Here is a 22458-nt window from a genome sequence, read left to right as displayed (position 1 = left end):
GCCCGAAGCGTCCCGGGTGGACTCGCGGCCGCTCAGCGGCCGCCGGCGGCGAGCTCGGCCAGCATCCCCTCACAGCTACGCACGACCACCTCCGCGCCGCGCCGCTGGGTCAGCGGAAGCAGCGGATCCTCGGCCCGATCCCGCCACCGCCACTGGGCGTCGGCGGCGACCTCCCAGAGCCGCTGCGCGGTCGCCTCGTGCTCGACACCGAGCCGGGCGGCCAGGGATATCCCGTCGCCCCCGACCAGACGCTGCGCCTCGGCGGCCAGCTCGGCGTCGAATCCGAGACGGGCATTGCGCAACGACACCAGCAGGCGCAACTCGCGGAACTCGTGCGCGCCCGCGAGGATCTGCTCGATCGCGCCGGCCAACTCGTCCGCGCCCCGGACCGGCTCGGCTCGCACCAGGGACTCCACCGCGGCCAGCGCCGAGCGCGCCTTGAGCGCGTCGCGGCGATCGACGAAACAGCGGGTCATCGACTCGCGCAGCTCGGTGAGCCCACTGCGCCGGATCAACTCGGCCGACATCGTCACCCGGGTGTCGAACCCGCCGCGCACCAGGGTCGTCGCGAGCCGGATACCGAAGAGACCGAACCGGTCCAGCAGGCCCGCGCGCACCTCGGGGTCGAGGCGCACCGGAAGCTCGCCACGGACGAAGCGGTCGGCGGAGAGCAGGTGGGCCTCCATCTCGGCGCGCGGAACCCCGGCCAACGTCGCGAGGGCGGCGAAGTCGGACTCGCTGAGCAGCCGACCCGCGAGGCCGATCGCCCCACTGCACGCCACCACGTTGACGGCCAGCGCGCCCACCCGGGGATCGCGGTGGTGCCGGCGGGCCAGCTGTCGGGCGGTGAGCAACCCGTCGACCCGGCCACCGCCGACCTCGTCCGCCCGGGACAACACCATGATCACATTCACCGGGGCGGCCTGCGCGACGGCGCTGTCCCGACCGGACTCCACCACCCGCAGGTCGCTGTCGCGGCCGTCACGGGTCAGGAACAACACCGCGTCCGCGTCGGCCAGGACGCGATCCAGCACCGGCGCGTGCCCCAGCTCGTCGACCGCGGTGAGCGCCGGGGTGTCGATGAGCGTCACCTGCCGCAACGCCCGGGTCGGCCACCGCACCACGATGTCGCCTACCTCCCCAGCCCGCCAACCGAGATCCACCCGCATGCCGGTCGCCGACTTGACCACCGTCAGCTCCTGCGGAGGCTGTCCCACCGGGTAGGCGGTAGCCCCCGGCGACGCGCCGTCCTCGTACCAGGTGAACGCGCCGTCGGCGCCCTCGACCGGCGCGACCTCCTCCCCCATCAGCGCGTTGAGCACCGTCGACTTGCCCGCCCGCCACGGGCCGGCGACCGCGATCCGCAGCGGCTGCTCCAACCGCGCGATCTGGTGTCGCAACCGCCCGACGGCCCGCGCGTCGTGCTGGTAGACGTCCAACGCCTGATGCAGCAGCCCCCACGCCGCCTCGTCCAACCGCACCCCGACCGTCATGCCCCGGGCTCCAGCAGCACCGGCGTCGACCGGGCGGTCAGTTGCTGGGACTGCTCGTAGAGCGCGGCGAGGCGGGTCATCTTCGACCGGATCTCCCGCTGCCGCTGCTCGCGCAGGGCGACGTCGGTGTCGGCCTCCTGCTTCGCGCTGCGGAACGACTGCACGATGGCCTCCTGCAACTCCTCGGTCAGGCCCGTGAAGTGATCGCGCAGCATCCGTTGCACCTGTCGGGTGGCGTCCCGGCACTCCCGGACCATCCGGACGAAGAACTCGTCGACGTGCCGCTGGATGGCCGTCTTCACGGTCGCCTGCCGGCGGCGCAGCATCTGCTGACTCTCGTCGCGGATGCTCTTGCCGCCGAACAGTGCGCCGATGCCGATCGAGACCGGGTTGATCATCGGCATCCCGGCCAGAGTCGTCGCGAGGCCGAACATCAGCATGCCGCCGTACGAGCCCTTCATGCCGGTGAACAACTTCTGGCCGGTCGTGAACCGGTCGACCCTCGGCCGCTCCAGGTCCGGCAGCCGGTCGCCGAGATCCTCCGGCATCGTCATCGACCAGGGCGGCAGCACGTCGTAGCCGTACCTGTTGAAGTGGGCGGCCACCCGACGGGCGATCCAGTCGCAGCGCTGGACCAGCCACTCGTGGTTGGCTTCCGCGGCCTCGACGAGACTGCGCGCCAACCACTCGTCGAAGGTGTCCCAGGCGACGAGCGGGTCGGCCGTGTCGAACGCCTCGTCCACCGCACGCAGGATCTGGCGGGTCCGGTCCCGCAGGTCGTACTCGATGTCGGAGAGCAGGTCGGCCATCTCGTCGCTGAGGGTGTTCTGCCAGCGGGTCGAGCAGCGGCGCAGCTCGTCGACCTCCCGCTGGGCCGCCTGCAGCCGCGAGATCGGCCCGGACTGCTCCTCGGCCTCCTGCGTCGCCAACTCGGCGCGCAGCGGCGCGGCCAGTTGCTCCACCACCGTACGGGCCACCGCCTGCACCGACGCGCGCGCCAGGTGGTCGGCCTTGCCGGCCAGATCCCGTTGCAGGCGGGCGATCAGCGCCGGAAAGCCGGACTCGGCGTTGAGGCCACGGTCGTCGGCCGCCGCCGCGCGCAGCCGCAGCGTCGACGACACCGGGATCAGCGGCGCCGCGACGCCGGCCTCGGCGAGGTGTTGCCGGTTACGCTCGGCCACCGTTCGCCAGTCCGCCACCAGGTCGGTCTTGCTCTGCACCACGACCACGTTCGGTTGCGAGCGCATGACGTGCAGCAGCATGTTCAGCTCGGCCACGGAGAGTTCCCGGGTGGAGTCGGAGACCAGCAGCACGGCGTCCGCGCGGGCCGAGGCGGCGACCTCCGCGGCAGCGCCGAGCGCGGAGACCTGGTCGGTACCGGGAGTGTCCACCAGCACCAGTCCGGCGGCGAGCAGCGCGCGGGGCAGGCCAACCTCGACGTACGCCGGACCGCCGCCCGGCCGACGCCCGACGGCGCCGGACACCCCGGCCGCGACCTGGTCGAGCGCCAAGGGGGTGCGCTCGGCGAGCGTCGCCGGTGCGCCGGCGGGCCGTCCGGCCGGCGGCGGTGCCTGGACCATTGTCGCGCTGGCCGCTTCGGCATGCTGCACCACGATCGGCAGGACGGTCGTACGACCGTCACCGACCGGACAGGCCGGCGCGTTGATGATCGCGTTGATGAGCTGACTCTTGCCCTGGTTCGGCTCACCGACGACCAGGACACGCAGCTTCGGGTCCAGCAGTTGGGCACGCTTCTGCCGAACCGTCTGGAGCAGGTCGCCGCGACCGTGTGTCGTGCACGTCCGGACGATCTCGTCCAGTACGTCCAGCCAGATCCCCGCCATCACCGCACCAAGTGTGCGGATTTCGGCTCAATTAGCAAGAGGGACCGGAGGGGAAACCCGGAAGGGCCGGGCCGCACGACGCGACCCGGCCTCCCGCTTCCGACGGAAATTCCCGTCAGAGCAGACCGCCGGTGATGCCCAGCAACCCGTGGTCCGACGAGGCGGGCCCCCCGTCGTGCGAGTCTCCGGTCACACCGTCGGTGAGCCCACCGGTCACGTCACCGACCGTGCCGGTGACACCGGGCAGGACACTGTCCACGTGGTGCGTGATACCGCCCACAACGGACGGAACGTCGACCGGCGGGACCACGCCCCCGACGGTGCCGTCACCGAGGCCCAGGCCACCCAGGGTGTCGTGGACACCAAGGGAGCCGACGATGCCGTCGACCTGACCGTGCACGCCGGAGAGGACACCGCCGGTCACGTCGCCGCCGAGCACGTCGCCGCCGAGCACCGGGTCGGTGACGCCGAGCACACCGGTCGGGTCACCGACGGTGCCGGTCACTCCGCCCAGCACCGGGTCGGCGATGCCGTCGACCGGCTGCAGCACGTCCGCGTCGAGCGTGTGCGCCACGTCGGCAACCCCGGTCAGGTCCGTGTCGACGCCACTCGGACCGACGCCCAGGCCGACACCCGGCAGCACGGTCACGCCGGCGGCCACGGTCGACGGGTCGACGGCGATGGCGCCGAGCACACCGGCCTTGACGTCCACACCGGTGGGGCCGCTGGTGATGCTGATCTGCTGCGCCATGCTCTGCAGCTGACCGACGGCGTCGGTGGCGTCGGTCACCAGCGGGTCGAAGCCGAGCTGCCCGACCACCGGGGCGAGCGGCGCGAGGCCCTGCCCCGGCGCGTAGTCGACCACCAGCGGCACCACGTCCTGCACGTCGGCGGCGGTGATGTCGCTGAGCCCCGCGGCGTGCAGCGCGCCCTCCGGGTCGAGGTCGAAGGCCGACCGCGCATCGGGGTTGGTCAGCAGGTCGAGCACGAAGTCGTGGAGGGTCTGTTGCGAGTTCATGTGCCGGTTCTCCTCGGATTGGCGTCGGCGACCGTCGTTCGTCGAGGAGAACGCTATTGCGGGGGCCGATCCCGGACATCGGGGCTCCGCCCGCAATCGATCACGCCCCGTTAGGGCCTTCACCGGCTCACCCGTTAGGGGGACTGGGGGAAACCGTCCCGGTCAGATTAGGGTGCCGACCACGCAGTGATCTCTGGTACGAACGTAGGGGCCCGCGGGTTTCGCCGGGGGTGGGTCGCCGGGCAACGCCGACGCCATCGCCATCAGCCGGCCAGTCGCGGAAAGAGAAGAGACGGATGCCGTACGTCCTGGGGATAGACATTGGAAGCACCAACACCGCCGCCGCCGTCGCACGGCGGGACGGCCGGGCCTGGACGCGTCCGGAGGCTGTCCCGCTGAACGCCGGCTCGCCGCTCGTACCGTCGGTGCTGCACCTGGCCGAGGACGGCGCGCTGCACATCGGCGGTCCCGCCACCGACGACGGCAGCCGTACCACCAGGGATTTTGTCCGCCGCATCGGCGACGACGTGCCCCTGCTGCTCGGCGGCGAGGCGTGCGCGCCGCAGACGCTCATGGCGGAGTTGGCGGCCTGGGTGGTGGAGCAGGTGCACACGGCGGAGGGTGGCCCGGCCGAGGCGGTCGTGCTCAGTCACCCGGCCGGCTGGCGGCCGTACCGGCGGGAGTTGCTGCGCCGGGCGCTCGCCGACCTCGGGCTGCGCGCCGTCACGTTGCTACCCCGAACGGTCACGGTCGTGGAGAGTCACGCGGCGCGCGGCTTCGCGGGCACCACGGCGGCCGTCTACGCGTTGGGTGGCGCCAGTTTCGAGGCGGCCCTCGTGCGGCGCACCCCCCGCGGCACCTACGAGAGCTTCGGCACGCCGCAGGGCCTCGACCCGGTCGGCGGCGCCGACTTCGACGAACTGCTGGCCAGCCACGTACGCACCGTGCTGTCCCGGGAGCTGGCCGCCATCGGCCGTCGGGACCACCACGCCGCCCTGCGGGACCTGCCGGTCGAGTGTGACCGGGTCAAGCGGGCACTGACCGTCGAGCCGGCCGCCGACGTGGTGCTGAGCCTGCCCACCGGTCCGGCGCGGATACCGGTGACCCGCGCGCAGTTCGAGGCCATGATCCGCCCGACGGTGCAGGCCACCGTGGAGCTGCTGCTGCGTACCGTGCACGGCGCCGGCCTGGCCCCGACGCAGCTCGACGGCGTCCTGCTGGCCGGTGGCTCGACCCGCATCCCGCTGGTCACCGAGCTGATCGGCACGGCGCTCGGGGTGCCGGTCGAGGTGGAACCGGACGCGCAACTGACCGCCGCCACCGGAGCCGCGAGCGCCGCCTGCCAGGTGGTGTCGCCCCGACCCCGACCCCAGTCCCCGGCCCCGGTCCGCGATCCGGCGCCGGTCGGCGGCGGCGGCGTACGGGCAAGCCTCCCGGCCCTGCGCCGGCCCCGCAACCACGCCACCGATCCGGGCGACCCGCCACCCCGACCGCCGGTCCGGATTCTGCCCCTCGACCTGCCGAAGGCGTCCCGCCTGGCACTGACGCTCAGCCGGGGACGCGAAGGATGACCGCAATGATCATGAAAGACCTCGTGGAGTCCCGACTGGTGCTGGGCAGGGCGCCCAGGGCCCTGCTGGACAGGGTCGCCGACGATCCGACAGCTCCGCTCACCGTCGGTCTGGCCGGCCCCGCCGGTCACGGCAAGACCGCCCTGCTCGCCGAGCTGACGCGCGTCCAGCAACGGGCCGGCGTCACCGTGCGTACGGGCGCACCGGGACCGGACGATGCCGTCGACCCGGACGACCTGCTGCTGGTCGACAACGCGCACCTGCTCGACGACGAGCGGATCGGCGTGCTGCTGCGCCTGGTCGCCACCCGCCGGCACCGGCTGGTCGTCGCCCACCGCCCCTGGCCCCGGTCGGCGGCCCTCACCGAACTGGTCGACACGCTGCGCCGCGACGGGCAGGCCGTGCTGCTCGGGCCGTTCACCCGGGACCAGACCGCAGCCTGGATCGCAGGCGTCCCCGAGCTGACCCAGCGCGGCGAACTGGTCGACTTCGTGCACACGCAGACCGGGGGCGTACCCCGCGACGTCGAACGGCTGACCCGCAGCCTGCGCGCGGCCCCGAGCCTGACCACCGTCCCGGGCGAGCCGCCCCGGTCCGTCGTCCTCGAGTTCGCGCCGGAGCTGGAGATCCAGCCCGCCCCCGTACGACGGCTGCTGCTCGCGGTCGCGGCCGGCGTACCGCTCCCGGTGGCCATGCTCGGCCCGCTCCTGGACCAGGAGCCGGAGGCGGTCGACGAGCTGATCGCCACGACCCGGGCGGCCGGCCTGATCGGCGCCGACGGGCGGCTCACACCGCTGGTCCGACGGGCCGTCACCACGCTCAGCCCGGCCACCGAGCGCAGCGCCCTCTGGCGTCGCCTCACCGAGTTGCAGCTCGCCCGGGGCGGCCCGGTGCTGCCGCTGGTCCGCTCGCTGCTCGCAGTGGGCGTCCTCGGTGACTGTCCGGCCCCGACGCTGGCCGCGGCGGCGCAGGAGGCGCTGGCCGACGAGCCGGCCTTCGCCGCCGACCTGTTCGCCGCCGCCACCGCTGCCGGGCACCCGACGGGCGCCCGACAGGCTCTCGCCGCCGCCCTCGCCGGCAACCTCGACGACGCGCTGCGCCTGGCGGACCGGCTGCTGACCACCGCCGAACCGGCGGACCGCGCCGAGGCGGCCGTGGTGGCCGCGACGGCTCTGGCGCACCGCGGCCACACCAGCCGCAGCGTCGAGCTGTACCGGTGGTCGGGCACCGCCTCGTCGGTGGCGTTCGCCGCCGTGGGCGGGCTCGCCACCGGCGACCTGGGCGCCGCCGCGCCGCCCGTGGGCGAGCCGGCCGGTGAGCCGCCGACGCTGCACGCCAGCGCCGCCCGGCTGATGGCCGAGGGGGTACGCGAGAGCGTCACCGGCACGCCGAGCGCCGCGCTCTCCGCGCTCGTGCAGTCCGCCGCCCTGCTCGAGCCGGACGGTCGGGCGGCGCTCCTGCCGGACAGCCCGGCCGCGCTGGCCGCCCTGACCGCCGTGCACTGTGGCGAGTTGGACATCGCCGAGCGGGTCCTGCACCGGGCCCAGACCGCCGGCGTCGGGGGCCCGCTGATGGCCCGTCGGCACCGGCTGTTGCAGGCGTGGATCCTCATGGTGCGGGGCCAGACGCTCTCGGCGGCCGAACGCCTCGCCACGGTCACCGCGGACGAGCGCGCGTTGGAGTCGCGCGATTTGCTCTTCGCCGCCGCGCTGCGGATGGGCATCGGTCGGCGCACCAGCGACCTCGGCGCGCTCAAGCGGGGGTGGAGCCAGGCGCTGGAGGCGGTGGTACGCCATCGGGTCGACCTGTTCACGCTGCTGCCGCTGGGCGAACTCGCCATCGCGGGCGCGCGGCTCGGTGACGTCGCCCGGTTGACGCCCTACCTGCGGGAGGGCCGCGCCCTGCTCGACCGGCTCGGCGCGCCGGCCCTGTGGAGCGTTCCGCTGCACTGGAGCGGGTTGCACGCCGCCATCCTGACCGGTGATCCGGCGGCCGCCGACGACCACGTCGCCGCCCTGCTGGCCGCCGCCGAGCACAGCCGCTACGCAGGCGTGGTCGCCGCGGCCGCCGAGAGCTGGGTCGAGGTGCTGCGAGGTGTGGTCGACCCGGTGCGGGTCGAGGCCGCCGCCCGTGGCCTGCACGACACCGGACTGTGCTGGGACGCCGCCCGACTGGCCGGGCAGGCCGCGATCCGCACCTCGGACCGACGGGCGATGACCACCCTGCTCGAGTGCGCCCGGGTGTTGCAGGGCCGACCGACCGGCGGGACCGGCGGGCAGCGGCCGAGCGACGGCGAGAAGGCGACGCCTGTCGCCGACGCCATCGCCGGCCCCACCCAGCAGGGGCTGAGTGACCGCGAGTACGAGGTGGCCGAACTGGTGCTGACCGGCCTGACCTACCGGGAGATCGGTGATCGACTCTTCATCTCGGCCAAGACGGTGGAGCACCACGTGGCCCGGATGCGCAACCGGTTGAACTGCGCCAACCGGGCCGAGCTGCTGGCGCTGCTGCGGACCATGGTCGCCGACCGGGCCAGCGACGCCGCCGGGCAGCCGTGGCCGCAACGGTCGGCCCGATGAGCCGCCGCACCGCGCGGAGCGCGACGTGACGCGGGGACGACGGGTACGCCTCCGGCTCGTCGCGGCAGCGGCGGTACTGCTCACGCTCTGGTCGTACGCGGCGTATCTGACCTGCCAGGACACGGTCGACCTGCTGCGGGTGCGGGCCCTGGCCGACACCCTGGGCAAGCCCGTCGACCGGCTGGTGCTCAGCCTGCAGACCGAGCGCCGGGCGACCGCCGAGACACTGGCCGGGGGCGTGCCGGCACGGCCCACGCTGGCCGGGGCGCGGGAGGCGACCGACCGGGCGGCGGCGGACGTCCGGGCGTTCCCGTCCAGCCGCGACCTGCGCCTACTCAGCGCCGACACGGTCCGCGACCGGGCCGACGCGCTGATCCGGCGGCTGAACGGGCTGGGGGCGATCCGGTCCCGCGTGGACGACGGGCAGCTCGACCCGGCCGCAGCGGTCGACGGGTACGACCAGCTCGTCGACGCCGCCTTCGACGTGTACGGACCGGAGTGGGGCGCGTACGAGAGCAGGCTGGCGATCGACACCCGCGCGGTGATCGCGCTGGCCCGTGCCCGCGAGCTGCTGGCCCGGGAGGACACCCTGGTCACGGCGGCTGTCGTGAGTGGTCGGATGAGCGCCGAGGAGCGGCGTCGGCTGGTCGAGCTGGTGTCCATCCAGCGGTACGCCCGCGCCGAGGCGACGTCCGGCCTGCCGGCCGGTGGCCGGAGCGAACACCAGCGGCTCGTGGCGGGCCCCGAGTTCGCGGGTCTACTCGACGTGGAGGACGCGCTGCTGCGCACGGACCGGGCCGACGCGCTACGCGGGGTCAGCGCCCAGGAGTGGCGCTCGGCGGCCGACGCCGCGCTCGGCGCGCTGCACGAGCTGGTCACGACCACCGCCCGCGCGAGCGTCGAACGGGCCACGCCGGGCGCCGCGGTACTCGTCGGGCGGACCGGCGTGGTGGTCGGGCTCGGGCTGATCGCCGTACTGGCGGTGCTGCTCGGCTGGGCCGCCACCGTGCGCCGCCAGCCCGACGACGAGAGGGCTCCGGCGGGCGACGGCCTACGCCGGCATGAGTCGCCGGCCCCACCCGTGGACCTCCAGCCGCTCGCCGACCAGACCAGCGCCGGCCAGCCTCGCGACCAGACCACCGGCGGCGGCCAGTCGGACGCCCAGCAGGGCGGCGGCACGGTCGGGGACCGTCGCGCCGGGGAGTTGTTCCTGCGGATCAGCCGGCGCAACCAGGTCCTGCTGCGCGACCAGCTCGACCTGCTGGACGCGATGCAGCGGCGGGAGCGCAGCGCCGCGGAGGCCGACGAGCTGTTCCAGCTCGACCATCTCACCACCCGCATCCGCCGGAACGTGGAGAAGGTCATCACGCTGGCCGGTGCGAGGCCCGCGCGCCGCTGGCGACGGCCGGTGCCCCTGCTCGACGTCACGCGAGGCGCGGTCGCCGAGGTGCCGGAATACCACCGGGTCCTGGTGGCGCCGCACTGGCCGTGGTCGCTCGCCGGCCCCGCCGTCACGGACGTCGTGCACCTGCTGGCCGAGCTCATCGAGAACGCTCTGACGTTCTCGGCCACGGACACCACCGTCCGGGTAGCCGGCGAGCACCGGCCGCAGGGTTGCGCGATCGTGGTCGTCGACGACGGCCACGGCCTCGACGCCACAGCCCTCAACGAGGTGAACCACCTGCTCGCCAGGCCGCCGAGCGACCCGCCGAGCAACGCCGGAGGGCTGTACGCCGTCGCCGTACTGGCCGCCCGGTGCGGTGCCCGGGTCACGATGCGGCCCAGCCAGCGCGGCGGGACGGCGGCGATCGTGCACCTGCCGGCGGAGCTGGTCACCGTGACCGGTGGCGGACCGGTCGCGGCGACCGCAGGCCCCGCGTACCGACCGACGTCCGACGGGCCGCACACGCCCGACGGGGCCGACCAGGGCAACGCCGGCGGGCTGCCGATGCGGGTCCGCCAATCCGGGCCGACCGGACCCGGCCCGGGCAGCGCCGGCCCCGAGACCATCGAGCTGCCGGTCACCAGAACAACGAGGAGACATCGATGACGCACGCAGTGGTCACCGCGGACAGCCTGACCGGCGCGCTGGACCGCCTGGTCGACCGGGTACGCGGGGCGGAGTTCGCCGTGGTGCTCTCCCCGGACGGGCTTCCACTCGGCGGTTCCCGCCAGGTGGAGACGAAGCTGGCGGAACAGATCTCCGGCGTGGTCGCCGGTCTGTTGGCGCTGGGACTGGCCGCCACCCGGACCTGCGACGCGGGCGGGCTGCGCCAGATCGTGGTGCAGATGTCGCGAGCGTTCCTGTTCGTCGCCACCATCGGGAATGGGACCATCCTCACCGTCCGGATCTCCGGCGACGAGGTCGAGGTGGGCGACATGGCGTACGAGGTCGCGCTCTTCGTCGGGCAGGCCGAACGGCACCTGCCGATCCGCCTGGAGACCGCCTCCACGGCGAGGAGCGGAGACTCTGGTGCACAGCGCCGGCTCCGCTGACGAGGCATGGTACGACGACGACGCCGGCCCGGTCGCCCGTCCGTACACGATGACCGGTGGGCGTACGACGCCCGACCGAGGCCGGTTCGACCTCATCTCGCTGGTCGTCGCGCGGCGGTCGGCGACATCGCCCACGTCACTCTTCCCCGAACAGGCGCGAATCGTCGAGCTGTGTCACCATCCAGTGTCGGTGGCTGAGGTCAGCGCCGAGCTGGATCTGCCCCTGGGCACCGTCCGGGTCCTCCTCGGTGACCTGCTCGGGGCGGGATTGGTCGAGACGCACGAACCGCCGACGCTGTCGGAGCTGCCGTCGCAGGAGCTGCTCGAGTCGATACTTGTCGGGCTGCGCGCCCTGTGAACGCTCGGGTGCCACCGCGACCCAGCGGTCGCGGGCAGGCGTCCGATGACGAAGTGAAGGGGAGAGAGGCAGTGCCGGCAACACCGCCGCAGCCACGGCGTACTGTGGCGATCATTCTGCTGGACCGGACCGTGGCCGCTGCCGCAGCCGTACGGCGGGTGGTCACCGGCCAGGCCGACGTGTCGCGGGCCACCTGGGTCGCCGTGCTCGCGGCGCTCGGGGTGGTGGTGGCGACGGTGGTCTCGATCACAAGTGTGGTGCGCACCCCGGAGCAGTTCGCGCCGGTGACCCTCGACGCGCCGCCGTCGGTGGACCAGTTTGGCACCCCCACGCCCGGTACGCCCCGGGGGCAGGCGCGTCCGGCCGCCACCAGCCCGACCACGGCCGCGTCGCCGTCGGTCACCGCAGCCCCGCCGCCCGTCGAGCTGCCGTCCAGCGCGCCGGCCGCGACCCCCTCGTCGGCCTCACCGACCCCCGCCGCCCTCGCCGCCGACTTCGTCATCGAGGAGAAGGCGCTGCTCAGCTACGGTGCCGCCGTGACGATCAACAATCCTGGCCCGGTGCCGGCGGCGCAGTGGACGCTGGCCATCACGCTGCCCCGGGAGTCGCTCCGGGTCAGCGCGGTCCAGGGCGCGAGGGCCACGCAGGACGGCGCCGTGTGGACGTTCGTACCGGACGGCGGCGCGGGGCAGGTGCCGGGCGGCGCCTCGGCGCGGGTGACCTTCCGGGTCAACGGCGCGGCGGTCGGCGCGACTCCCACGGCGTGCACGGTCGACGGCGTCGCCTGCGGCGGCCTGTCGAACTGACCCCCGGCCGCCGAGCCGATCCCGGCGGCCGGACCGGCCCTGGCCGGCGACCCGAACCGGCTGCCGGAGGTCGACCCCGGCTGGCGGCGGGGACCGGGTGGCGGGCGTAGCTCATGCTCAAGGGGTGATTCGCTTCGTCCTGAACGTCCTGTGGCTCGTCTTCGGTGGTGGCCTCGTGCTGGCGATCGGCTACGGCTTCGCCGCGCTGATCTGCTTCCTGCTGGTCGTCACCATCCCGTTCGGCGTCGCCGCGCTGCGCCTCGCCGTCTACTCGCTGTGGCCCTTCGGTCGGACCCTGGTGCCCAAGCCCGGCGCGGGTGTCGGCTCCGGGCTGGCGAACGTGCTGTGGGTGGTGCTGGCCGGCTGGTGGCTCGCCCTGTCCCACATCCTCGCGGGCATCGCGCTCTGCGTGACGATCATCGGAATCCCCTTCGGCGTCGCCAACTTCAAGCTCGTCCCGGCCGCGTTCTGGCCGCTGGGTCGGGAGGTCGTCGAAGCGCCGTGACGCGTCGCCGGGTCGCCCGCGAACCGGTTGGCGACCCGGCCGGGGCCTGTGCGGTCGATAGTGGACAATCCGGGATGCGACCCCCGACGGACCCCTCGATAGGAGCCTGGCATGGCCGGCCCGGATGCCGAACTCACCGCGACGCTTCAACCGGACGTGCCGCACGCGGCGCGGATCTGGAACTACTGGATGGGCGGCAAGGACAACTTCCAGTCCGATCGGGCTGCCGGCGACGCGGTCGCCGAGGTCTATCCGGAGATTGTCCTGATGGCGCAGCATTCCCGCCGCTTCCTGGTACGGGCGGTCCGGTACCTGGCCGCCGAGGCGGGCATCCGGCAGTTCCTGGACATCGGTACCGGCCTGCCGACCATGCAGAACACCCACGCGGTCGCCCAGGGCATCGCGCCCGACGCGCGGATCGTCTACGTTGACAACGACCCGATGGTCCTCGTGCACGCCCGCGCGCTGCTGGCCAGCACGACCGTTCAGGGCGTCACGACGTACGTGCCGGCCGACTACCACGACCCGGAGACCATCCTCGCCGAGGCGGCGCGGACGCTCGACCTCGACCAGCCGATCGCCGTCATGTTCATGGGCGTGCTCGGGTACGAACCGGACCTGGACGTGCTGCGTTCGATCGTCGGGCGGACGATGGACGCGACCGCGTCCGGCAGCCACCTGGTGCTCTGGGACGGCACCAACACCAGCCCGGAGGTGGTCTCCGGAGCGCAACGGCTGGCCGAGAACGGCGGCGTCCCGTACATCCTGCGCAGCCCGGAGGACCTCGCCGGTTGCTTCTCCGGGCTGACGATGGTGGAGCCCGGTCTCGTGCCGATCCCACTGTGGCGCCCGGACGAGACCGACGCCCGGGGGATCGACGCCTACGGCGCGGTGGCCCGCAAGCCCTGACCGGCGTCGACCCCGGGTACGTCGCCCGAATCAGCGCGCGCAGGCCAGCGTCAGCCCGGCCGGCGGCGCGCTGGTCGTCACGAGCAGACCGAACGTCGTCGTCCCGTCCGGCGCCACCGTTCCGTTGTACGGGGCGTTGCGCACCACCACATCGGCGCCGGCCGGGTCGACGACCCCACCCCACACCGCCTGGATCCGCTCGTCACCGGCCCAACGCCAGGAAACCCGCCACTGGTCCAACGGCTGCGCGCCGACGTTGCGGACCGTGACCGTGGCGACGAAACCGGTGCCCCAGCCTGAGTCGATGGTGGCGGTCGCGCGGCAGGACTCCAGCGGGGCGGTCCGGCCGGACCCACCGTAACCAGACCGTCGGCGCGCACGCGGTGCTGCACGACGACGCGGTGCTGCACGACGACGCGCTGCGCTGAGCGGGCGCGCTCGGCGTCCGGCGCGACTCGCGCCCGGCGGACCGGGCGCGCCGCGGGTCGTCGTCAGCGCAGCCGGCGGGCCGTGAACCGGGCCGGTGGCTCGGCGATCGCGTCCTGCGCCGCGATCAGTTGGATCTCCCGGGTGCCCGCCGCGAGGGTCGCTTCGAGGACAGTGAAGACGGAGGCGACGGTACGCTCCAGCGCGGTGGCCGGCGAGCCGGTGGTCGACAGGTGCGCCAGGTACAGCGCCGCGGTGACGTCGCCCCCGCCGTTCGGGTTGATGGGCAGCAGCGGGGTGGTCACCGCCCAGGCGCCCTCGTCGGAGACCGCCACCACCTCCAGCGAGCCCGCCGGTGCGTCGTCGTGCAGCACGCTGGTCACCAGGACGTGCCTCGGCCCGGTGGCGCGGACTACGTCGACAGCGTCCAGCACCTGCGCGAGGGTGGTCGTCGTACAGTCGGCGAGGAAGTCCAGCTCGAAGTGGTTCGGCGTGATGATGTCGGCGCGCGGCACGACGGTGTCGCGCAGGTACTCCGGGATGCCGGGCCGGACGAACATCCCGCGGCCGACATCGCCCAACACCGGGTCGCAGCAGTACACGGCTGCCGGGTTGGCGGCCTTGACCTGGGCCACGGCGTCCAGGATTACGGCGCCCATCGCCGGGTCACCCTGGTATCCGGACAGCACCGCGTCGGCGCTGCCGAGAACACCCCGGTCGGCGATGCCCGCGATCACCTCGGCCACATCGGCGGCCGCCAGCAACGGGCCGCGCCACGCGCCGTACCCGGTGTGGTTGGAGAAGTGGACGGTCAGCACCGGCCACACCTCGTGCCCGAGACGCTGCAGGGGGAAGACGGCGGCCGAGTTGCCGACGTGGCCGTAGGCGACCGACGACTGGATGGACAGGATCTGCACGGACCCATCATGGTCGCCGAGCACGGCGCGGGGCACGCGGCCCACCGATTGTGTCGGCTGCCCCACGGCCGCTGCCCGCTCCGCGCCGCACGCGCGCGAGGGCGCACGGCACGAGCGGGCGGCCCGGACCGCCGTCGTCCGGGCCGCCCCCTGCGCCGCGCGGTCAGCCGCCGAGGCTCGCCGCGGCCGAGGCGATCGACGAGGCGAAGTAACTCACCTGCGTGTAGACGCCCCTGGAGGGTCGGGCTGCTGCACTCCCTCGCGGCGCGCCTGGTCACCCTTCGCACACAGGAGGTGCGGTTTGGGTACGCTCTGCCGCCGTCAGCATATTGCGACCCCCACGCCCACGGCGGCCCTCGCGACGCCCCGGTGTCAGCCCGCGTCGGCGCGGCTGTCAGCGGCGTGTCGGAGCCGTGTCAGGCGGGCCGTGCACGATGGTCGGCATGACAAGCGATCTGGTGATCGAGGCCGAGGGCCTCGTCAAGACCTTCGGGAAGACGAGGGCGCTGCAGGGCGTGGACCTCGCCGTACCCCGGGGGACGGTGCTCGGGGTGCTCGGCCCGAACGGCGCCGGCAAGACCACGGCCGTCCGCATCCTCTCCACCCTGCTGACCCCGGACGCCGGCAGCGCCCGCATCGGCGGCTTCGATGTCGTCCGCGACGCCGGCCGGGTCCGGCAGCGCATCGGCCTCACCGGCCAGTACGCCTCGGTGGACGAGGACCTGACCGGACGGCAGAACCTGGAGCTGTTCGGCACGCTGCTGGACCTCGGTCGCGCCGGCGCCCGGCGGCGGGCCATCGAACTGCTCGACTGGTTCGACCTGACCGAGGCCGCCAACCGGCCCGCCAAGACCTACTCCGGGGGCATGCGCCGACGCCTCGACCTGGCCGCCAGCCTCGTCGGCTCGCCGGAGGTGATCTTCCTGGACGAGCCGACGACCGGACTGGACCCGGCCAAGCGTGAGGACATGTGGGACGTGGTCCGGTCACTGGTGACCAACGGCTCGACCGTGCTGCTCACCACGCAGTACCTGGAGGAGGCCGACGCGCTGGCCGACGCGATCACCGTCATCGACCACGGCCGGGTCATCGCCCACGACACCCCCGACGGGCTCAAGCGGATCGTCGGCGGGCAGACCCTCGAAGTCCGGCCCACCGACCCGGCGCAGCTTGCCCGGACCGCCGCGATCCTGACCGAGGTCGGCTCCGGCGGGTCGGCCGACGAGATCCGCAAGGGCGTCCTCGCGGTGCCGGTCACCGACGACAAGGCGCTGACCGAGAGCGTCGCGCGCTTCGCCACCGCCGGCATCGCCGTCACCGAACTCTCCCTGCACCTGCCGAGCCTCGACGAGGTGTTCTTCACCCTCACCGGGCGTACGGCATCCGAGGACGACACCACTTCGCGTACGGAGGTAGCGGCATGAGCACCCTGGTCGGCGCACCACCCACGGCGAACTCCACGCCGTCGACGGGCTCGGTGAACCCACGACCGTTCCGGCTCGTGCGGCACTCGCTGGCGCTCGCCAAGCGCAGCCTCATCAAGACCTGGCGTACGCCCGAGGCGCTGATCGACGTCACGCTGCAACCGGTGCTGTTCCTCGTCATCTTCGTCTACATCTTCGGCGGCGCGGTCGCCGGCTCCACCCACGACTACCTGCAGTTCCTGCTACCCGGAATCCTGGCGCAGACCATCGCCACCGGGGCCATCGCCATCGGCGTCAACCTCAACACCGACATCGCCAAGGGCATCTTCGACCGGTTCCGGTCCCTGCCGGTCCCCCGCTCCGCACCGCTGGTCGGCGCGGTCCTCGGCGACGTCGTCCGGTACGTGATCGTCACGGTCTCGACCCTCGCGATCGGCTACCTGATGGGTTTCCGGATCGACACCGACCCGTTCCGGGCCGTCGCCGGCTGCGCGCTCGCGGTGCTGTTCGCGCTCTGCCTGAGCTGGCTGCCGGTCTACGTGTCGATGAAGGTGCGCACCCCCGGTGCCGTGCAGGGCCTGATGTTCGCCCTGATCATGCCGCTGAGCTTCGGGTCGAACGTGTTCGTGGGCACCGACACCCTGCCCGGCTGGATGCAGGCGTTCGTGAAGGTCAACCCGGTGACCCATCTGGTGGCATCGGTACGCGGACTGTTCCTCGGCACCCCGCTCGACGCGCACGTGTGGTGGACCCTCGCCTGGTGCGCCGGCTTCGTGGCGGTGTTCATGCCGATGGCGCTGCGCGCGTACCGCAAGAAGGTCTGACGCGGCTAGACGAGCAGGTCCTCCATCAGCTCACGGATGCGGGTGACGGCCGCAGCCACCGGCCGGGCGCGCCAGGCGGCCACCAACGACTCACGCTGCTCCTCGTCACCGAGGGCGGCGTTGAGTCGTTCGCTGCGCCCGCTCGGGAAGAACAGCTCCATGTGTGTCCCGAGCCGCTTCGCGAGCGCGGACAGTTCGCGGGTGGTGGCGATGTCGTCCCGGTACGCGGCGAGTTCCGCGCCGCCCGACGCCCACGCCCCGATCACCGGCAGGTCCTTCGAGTTCAGCGCGTCGTCGCGGGCGAGTGCCAGCAGCGTGGCCGCCTGGGCGGCGGCGTCGGTTCCCGGCGCCGCCCGCTCGTCGGCCACCCGCAGGTACAGGACCGCCACCGAGGCCCGCACCATCACGCGCGGCTGCGGTGGCGGTCCGGTCCAACCGGCGAGAGTACGGTTCACCTCGTCGGCGTGGGCGAGCGCCTCGTCGTAGCACCCGCGCTGCCAGGCGAGGTGCGCCAGGCCGAGAAGGGCCTGCGCGACGTCCATCTGCTCGGCCTGGCCCGGCGTCGCCGTCTCACCGAGGCGCCGTTCCGCGTCCGCGTCGCCACTCAGGGCGAGCTGCACGTCCAGCCGCACCCGGACCGACCGTGCGTCCTGCTGAGCACCGATCATCTCCATGTGCCGGACGCTGCGCGCCAGCCACTCCGCCGACCGCCCCTCCCTCCCGGGAAGCAGGAACTGCCCGACGGCACCCGCGGCCATCGCCATGCCCCAGTGGTCGCCCGCGACCTCGAAACGGTGGTACGCCTGCTCGGCGTCCTCGATCGACGCCTCCGGCAGGCCGCTGTTCTCCCGGACCGCCGCGCGCGCGATCAGGCCGAGCGCCTGCACGTACGGGTCCGGGTGCCCGACCATCTCGTTCGCGCTCTTCAGGCTCCGCTCCAGGTCGGACTCGTCGAAGCCGGGCAACGCCACCGCGAATGCGGTCAGCCGCGGCGACACCTCCGCGGGCCGTTCCGCGAGCAGCGTCCGCAGCGCGCGTCGAGCGAGCACGGCGGGCCGCAGGTCGGCGCTGATGCCGCCGTTCACGCTGATCAACACGCACGTCCAGGCGAGTCGGTCCCCGTGTGGCAGGGGCCGGCCGCTGGCCCGGCCCCGCAGGATCGCCGAGCGTCGACGCCGCTGCGGCTCGTCGACGTTCAGCAGCCCGCGCGCCCACGCGAGGACTTCGAGGTGCAGGCCGCGCACCGTCCAGAGGTGCAGCAGCGCGGTGGCGACGTCGACGGCGGCGGGCTCGTCGTCCTGCCCCAGCGCCCACCGCAGGCCCGCGACCAGGTTGTCCTGCTCGGCGGCGCAACGGTCCAGCGCCTCGACCTGGCCGGGGCCGACGAGGCGGTCGCTGAGCGCGACGGCTTCGTTCCGGGTCCAGCCGACCAGACCGGCCATCGCCATGCCCCGGTCACCGGACGCGCCGAGCCGGGCCTCGCCGTACTCGCGGACGGTCTCCAGCATCCGGTAGCGGGGCGGCCCGTCCCCCTCGACCAGGGTCAGCAGGGACTGTTCGACGAGCGTGGCCAGGCCACGCCGGACGTCCGGCGTCCCGGCGACTGCGGCGGCGAGGTCGGCGGTGAACGGCGCGGGGATGACCGCGACCCGCTCCAGCAGCGCACGGTCGTCGGGCGCGAGCAGTTCGCGGCTCCAGTCGACCATCGCCCACAGGCTCGCGTGGCGCTCCGGCAGACCCCGCAGCGCGTCGTCGAGCAGGGCGAACCGGTCGGTCAGCCCGCCGAGCACGTCGTCGATCGGCATGTGCCGCAGCCGCGCGGCGGCCAGTTCGAGGGCCAGTGGCAGGTTGTCGAGCCGGTTGCACAGCGCGAGAGCCCGGGCGGTGTCCCAGGTCGGCACCGCGCCACCGGCCCGCGCCCGGGACTCGACCAGCCCGAGCGCGTCGGAGTCCGGTAGGGCTGTCAGTCGGTGGACCCGTTCGCCGGCCAGGCCCAGCGGGGCGCGACTGGTGGCGAGCACCGCTACCTCCGGTGAGGTCACCGCGAGCAGGTCGGCGACGACGGTGGCCACCGCGTCGAGGACGTGCTCGCAGTTGTCCAGTACGACCAGGCCATCGAGGTCCGGCGCGACGGCACGCAACCGCTCCTCGGGGCTGAGCACCCGGCGTTCGAGGCCCAGGTTGCCGCCGGTGGACGAGGTGTCCGCGCCGCCGAGCGCCGCGAGCACGGTAGGCAGCACCTCGTCGGGCGAGCGCAGGCCGGCCAGCTCGACCACCCGTACCGCCCGCCCGGCCGCCGCCGCGCGCCGGGTGACCTCGGCCGCGAGGCGGGTCTTGCCCGCGCCGCCGGTCGCCACGATCGTCACGAGGGCCGACTCGTCGAGCGCCGCGTCCAGGGCCTCGACGTCCCGCTCGCGGCCCATCAGGGCGGTCATCGGCCGGCGCCACGCGGCCGGCAGGACGACCCGCGCCGGTGGACGGGGTGGCGCGACGACGGCCGGGGTGGTGAGTTCGCCGCGCAGGAGGGCCAGGTGGACCTGTGTGATCACCGGGGACGGGTCGGTGCCGTAGCGGTCGGCCAGGTCGTCGCGGAGACGCTCGACGACCTCCAGCGCCTCAGCCTCCCGCCCCTGGGCGGCGAGCACCCGCACGAGCAGGGCGGCGGACGGCTCGTCCGGGGGCGTCCGCGCGGCCAGCCGGCGCAGGTCGGCCTCGTCGTACGGCCCCGCGCCGGCGAGCGCCGCCTCGGCGCGCAGCGCGGCGACGTCGGCGAACAGGCGCGCGTGGTCCGCGCTGACGATCTCCGGCACCTCGGGGAACAGGGCACGGGCCCGGTCGGCCGCGTCGCGGGCCGCGCGTGCGTCGCCGGTCCGCAGGGCGGTCCTGCCGTGATCGACGAGCGCCCGTGCCTCGACGGCGTCGACGGTGACCTGCTCGGGGGGCAGGCGGTAGCCGCCCGGTACGGCCGCCACGGGCAGCCCGAGACGGCGTACGCGGGACACGAGCGCCTGCACGGCGCCGGTCGCGTCGTCGGGCGGGGCGCCGTCCCACACCGCGTCCACGAGCAGGCTGGTGGAGACCGCCCGGCCGCGCGCATCGACGAGCGCGCGGAGCACCGCGGCCAGCCGCTCGCCCCGGACCGGCCGGCCGTCGACGGCGAGGGGACCGAGGATCGTGATCTGCACGGGACCAGCATCCCCCACGCGCACCACAGAGCCGTGCAGGGTGCCCGACGGCGCGGGGTGCATCCGGGACGCCGCGGTGCGTACAGTTTCGGGTCGGACTTGGGGTGGGCCGGGAAATCCGGCACAGGAAACGGGACGAGACAACAACGCATGACGGTGGACGACATTCCCGACAACGCTCAGGGCGGCATCGACCGGAACCGGCTGGAGACCTGCCTGAGCGTCTTCGAGGCGTTGGAGGCCCTTCCTCCCGACCACCCCGACGTGGTGCGGGTGCAGCGGGCCACCGCACGCCTCTACAAGGTGATCAAGCAGCGGCGTCGTGAGGAGCGGCGCGACGCCATCCTGGCGGCCGACCGGGCGGTGACGGAGGCCACAGCCACCGGCGCCCCGGGCCGGATCGACGACGAGACCCAGGGCATCCCCCTCGCCTCCCCCACGACCGGCACGACGGCGGGACTCCTGCACCACCCGCGCGGCTGCTACATCTGCAAGCAGCGCTACCGCGAGGTGGACGCCTTCTACCACCAGCTCTGCCCGTCCTGCGCCGCGCTGAACCGGGAGCGCCGCGACGCCCGTACCGACCTGACCGGCCGACGCGCCCTGCTCACCGGCGGGCGGGCGAAGATCGGCATGTACATCGCGCTGCGGCTGCTGCGCGACGGCGCGCACACGACGGTGACGACCCGGTTCCCGCACGACGCGGTCCGCCGGTTCGCCGTGATGCCCGACAGCGCGGACTGGCTGCACCGCCTGCGGATCGTCGGTATCGACCTGCGGGACCCGGCGCAGGTGATCGCCCTCGCCGACTCGGTCAGCAGCCAGGGCCCACTCGACATCCTGATCAACAACGCGGCGCAGACGGTCCGCCGCTCGCCCGGGGCGTACGCGCAGCTCGTCGCCGCGGAGTCCGCGCCCCTGCCGGACGGTCCCCTGCCGGAGCTGGTCACGTTCACCAAGTCGGCCGGACCGGCCGGCAGCCTCACGGCCGGGTCGGCGTCGACGGGCCTCACCCCGCACGCGCTCACCGCACTGGCATTGACCAGTCGCTCCGCCTCGCCGGAGCGGATCGCGGCGTCCACCGCCATCGACGCCGGCGGCCTCGTGCCGGACCTCGACCCGGTCAACAGTTGGGTGCAGCGGGTGCACGAGGTCGACCCGGTCGAGCTGCTGGAAGTGCAGTTGTGCAACGTCACCGCGCCGTTCGTGCTGGTCAGCCGGCTACGTCCGGCGATGGCCGCCGCGCCGGCCCGCCGTAAGTATGTGGTGAACGTATCGGCGATGGAGGGTCAGTTCGGTCGCGGCTACAAGGGGCCGGGACACCCGCACACCAACATGGCCAAGGCCGCGTTGAACATGCTGACCCGCACCAGCGCCCAGGAGATGCTGACCGACGGCATCCTGATGACCAGCGTCGACACGGGTTGGATCACCGACGAGCGGCCGCATCCGACGAAGATGCGGCTGGCCGACGAGGGGTTCCACGCACCGTTGGACCTGGTCGACGGCGCGGCCCGGGTGTACGACCCGATCGTGCGCGGCGAGCAGGGCGAGGACCTGTACGGCTGCTTCCTGAAGGACTACGCGCCGTGCGCCTGGTGAAACGACGAGGAGATAGCGATGCCATCTGACCACGACTCCTGGCCCACGCTGGACGAGCTGCTGCGCGAGGAGGAGGAGCTGGAGCGTACCGGCCTGTCCGAGACCGACGCGTACGAGCTGGGGATGCGCGCCGTGGCCGCCGCGAGCGAGCGGGGACTGCCGGTCGCGGTGGGCGTGTGGCGGGCCGGGCGTCAGCTGTTCCACTGTGGCCTGCCCGGCTCGACGCAGGACAACGACGCCTGGCTGCGCCGCAAGGGACGAGTGGTGATGCGGTTCGAGCACTCGTCGCTCTACGTGGCCCGACTCTGCCGGGACAAGAACGTGACGCTGGCCGAGCGCTACGGGCTGCCGGCCTCCCGGTATGCGGCCGCCGGGGGCGCGCTGCCGCTGCGCGTACGCGGCACCGGCGTGGTGGGCTGGATGGGCGTCTCGGGGCTTCCGCAGGTGGACGACCACCGCTTCGTCGTCGACATCCTGCGCGGCGCCGCGCAGTAGCGGGCG

The 22458-nt window shown here is 73.7% G+C and carries 18 protein-coding genes; 12 read left to right on the top strand and 6 right to left on the bottom strand.

Translation table 11 applies throughout. The features are described 5' to 3' along the window. Nucleotides 1-32 precede the first annotated feature (32 nt). The 3 genes from ACLQ24_RS09040 to ACLQ24_RS09030 all read right to left on the bottom strand — a co-directional run bounded on the left by ACLQ24_RS09040 (nucleotide 33) and on the right by ACLQ24_RS09030 (nucleotide 4355). Nucleotides 33-1493: a hypothetical protein gene (locus ACLQ24_RS09040; protein ID WP_425890350.1), complete on the bottom strand. Its 1461-nt coding sequence runs from the start codon at nucleotides 1491-1493 to the stop codon at nucleotides 33-35. Next, on the bottom strand, nucleotides 1490-3337 hold the full coding sequence (locus ACLQ24_RS09035) for a dynamin family protein (RefSeq protein ID WP_425890349.1): 1848 nt from the start codon (nucleotides 3335-3337) through the stop codon (nucleotides 1490-1492). Before ACLQ24_RS09035 ends, ACLQ24_RS09040 begins: the two co-directional genes overlap by 4 nt. 115 nt (nucleotides 3338-3452) lie before the next feature. Beyond that, nucleotides 3453-4355 carry an IniB N-terminal domain-containing protein gene (locus ACLQ24_RS09030; protein WP_425890347.1) on the bottom strand — a complete coding sequence of 301 codons (903 nt, stop codon included), beginning with the start codon at nucleotides 4353-4355 and terminating at the stop codon, nucleotides 3453-3455. Nucleotides 4356-4651: 296 nt separating this feature from the next. Between ACLQ24_RS09030 and ACLQ24_RS09025 the strand changes: the two genes are divergently transcribed. From ACLQ24_RS09025 to ACLQ24_RS08990, 8 genes are all read left to right on the top strand, one after another. Further along, nucleotides 4652-5926 (top strand): Hsp70 family protein, encoded by a 1275-nt coding sequence (locus tag ACLQ24_RS09025; RefSeq protein WP_425890345.1) that lies wholly within the window; start codon nucleotides 4652-4654, stop codon nucleotides 5924-5926. 5 nt (nucleotides 5927-5931) lie between these two features. Continuing rightward, nucleotides 5932-8505 (top strand): LuxR C-terminal-related transcriptional regulator, encoded by a 2574-nt coding sequence (locus ACLQ24_RS09020; RefSeq protein ID WP_425890344.1) that lies wholly within the window; start codon nucleotides 5932-5934, stop codon nucleotides 8503-8505. A gap of 25 nt (nucleotides 8506-8530) precedes the next feature. Next, entirely contained in the window at nucleotides 8531-10555 is a 2025-nt protein-coding gene (locus ACLQ24_RS09015; protein ID WP_425890342.1) for a nitrate- and nitrite sensing domain-containing protein, read from the top strand. After that, nucleotides 10552-11001, top strand: coding sequence for a roadblock/LC7 domain-containing protein (locus tag ACLQ24_RS09010; RefSeq protein WP_425890341.1), 450 nt, complete (start codon nucleotides 10552-10554; stop codon nucleotides 10999-11001). Before ACLQ24_RS09015 ends, ACLQ24_RS09010 begins: the two co-directional genes overlap by 4 nt. After that, nucleotides 10979-11359, top strand: a complete 381-nt coding sequence (locus tag ACLQ24_RS09005; RefSeq protein ID WP_425890340.1) for a DUF742 domain-containing protein — start codon at nucleotides 10979-10981, stop codon at nucleotides 11357-11359. Before ACLQ24_RS09010 ends, ACLQ24_RS09005 begins: the two co-directional genes overlap by 23 nt. 104 nt (nucleotides 11360-11463) lie before the next feature. Then, complete coding sequence (locus tag ACLQ24_RS09000) at nucleotides 11464-12165, top strand: cellulose binding domain-containing protein (RefSeq protein ID WP_425890338.1); 702 nt, start codon at nucleotides 11464-11466, stop codon at nucleotides 12163-12165. Between the two features lie 124 nt (nucleotides 12166-12289). Further along, complete coding sequence (locus ACLQ24_RS08995; RefSeq protein ID WP_425890336.1) at nucleotides 12290-12670, top strand: YccF domain-containing protein; 381 nt, start codon at nucleotides 12290-12292, stop codon at nucleotides 12668-12670. 111 nt (nucleotides 12671-12781) lie between these two features. Then, on the top strand, nucleotides 12782-13579 hold the full coding sequence (locus ACLQ24_RS08990) for an SAM-dependent methyltransferase (protein ID WP_425890335.1): 798 nt from the start codon (nucleotides 12782-12784) through the stop codon (nucleotides 13577-13579). A gap of 30 nt (nucleotides 13580-13609) precedes the next feature. Here ACLQ24_RS08990 and ACLQ24_RS08985 read toward each other — a convergent pair whose 3' ends face one another. Together ACLQ24_RS08985 and pdxY are read right to left on the bottom strand one after the other, a co-directional pair. Beyond that, nucleotides 13610-13912 carry a cellulose binding domain-containing protein gene (locus ACLQ24_RS08985; protein WP_425890380.1) on the bottom strand — a complete coding sequence of 101 codons (303 nt, stop codon included), beginning with the start codon at nucleotides 13910-13912 and terminating at the stop codon, nucleotides 13610-13612. A gap of 158 nt (nucleotides 13913-14070) precedes the next feature. After that, nucleotides 14071-14922, bottom strand: coding sequence for a pyridoxal kinase PdxY (gene pdxY, locus ACLQ24_RS08980; RefSeq protein ID WP_425890333.1), 852 nt, complete (start codon nucleotides 14920-14922; stop codon nucleotides 14071-14073). Nucleotides 14923-15365: 443 nt separating this feature from the next. On the opposite strand from pdxY, the gene ACLQ24_RS08975 reads away from it, so the two are divergent. Both ACLQ24_RS08975 and ACLQ24_RS08970 read left to right on the top strand, forming a co-directional pair. Then, the gene (locus ACLQ24_RS08975) at nucleotides 15366-16346 is read left to right on the top strand and encodes an ATP-binding cassette domain-containing protein (RefSeq protein WP_425890331.1); all 981 of its coding nucleotides are present in this window, start codon (nucleotides 15366-15368) and stop codon (nucleotides 16344-16346) included. After that, nucleotides 16343-17170, top strand: coding sequence for an ABC transporter permease (locus ACLQ24_RS08970; RefSeq protein WP_425890329.1), 828 nt, complete (start codon nucleotides 16343-16345; stop codon nucleotides 17168-17170). The genes ACLQ24_RS08975 and ACLQ24_RS08970 overlap by 4 nt, the downstream gene beginning before the upstream one ends. A 5-nt stretch (nucleotides 17171-17175) precedes the next feature. On the opposite strand, the gene ACLQ24_RS08965 is transcribed toward ACLQ24_RS08970, so the two are convergent. After that, the gene (locus tag ACLQ24_RS08965) at nucleotides 17176-20355 is read right to left on the bottom strand and encodes a BTAD domain-containing putative transcriptional regulator (protein ID WP_425890327.1); all 3180 of its coding nucleotides are present in this window, start codon (nucleotides 20353-20355) and stop codon (nucleotides 17176-17178) included. A 150-nt stretch (nucleotides 20356-20505) separates the two neighbouring features. On the opposite strand from ACLQ24_RS08965, the gene ACLQ24_RS08960 reads away from it, so the two are divergent. Beyond that, complete coding sequence (locus ACLQ24_RS08960) at nucleotides 20506-21957, top strand: SDR family NAD(P)-dependent oxidoreductase (RefSeq protein ID WP_425890326.1); 1452 nt, start codon at nucleotides 20506-20508, stop codon at nucleotides 21955-21957. A gap of 18 nt (nucleotides 21958-21975) precedes the next feature. After that, complete coding sequence (locus tag ACLQ24_RS08955; RefSeq protein WP_425890324.1) at nucleotides 21976-22452, top strand: heme-degrading domain-containing protein; 477 nt, start codon at nucleotides 21976-21978, stop codon at nucleotides 22450-22452. Nucleotides 22453-22458: the final 6 nt, after the last annotated feature.

The sequence above is a fragment of the Micromonospora sp. DT4 genome (assembly GCF_049841675.1).
Lineage (GTDB): Bacteria > Actinomycetota > Actinomycetes > Mycobacteriales > Micromonosporaceae > Micromonospora.
The sequence above is the reverse complement of the archived record's forward strand: the minus strand, read 5'-3'. Positions and strand labels throughout refer to the sequence as shown.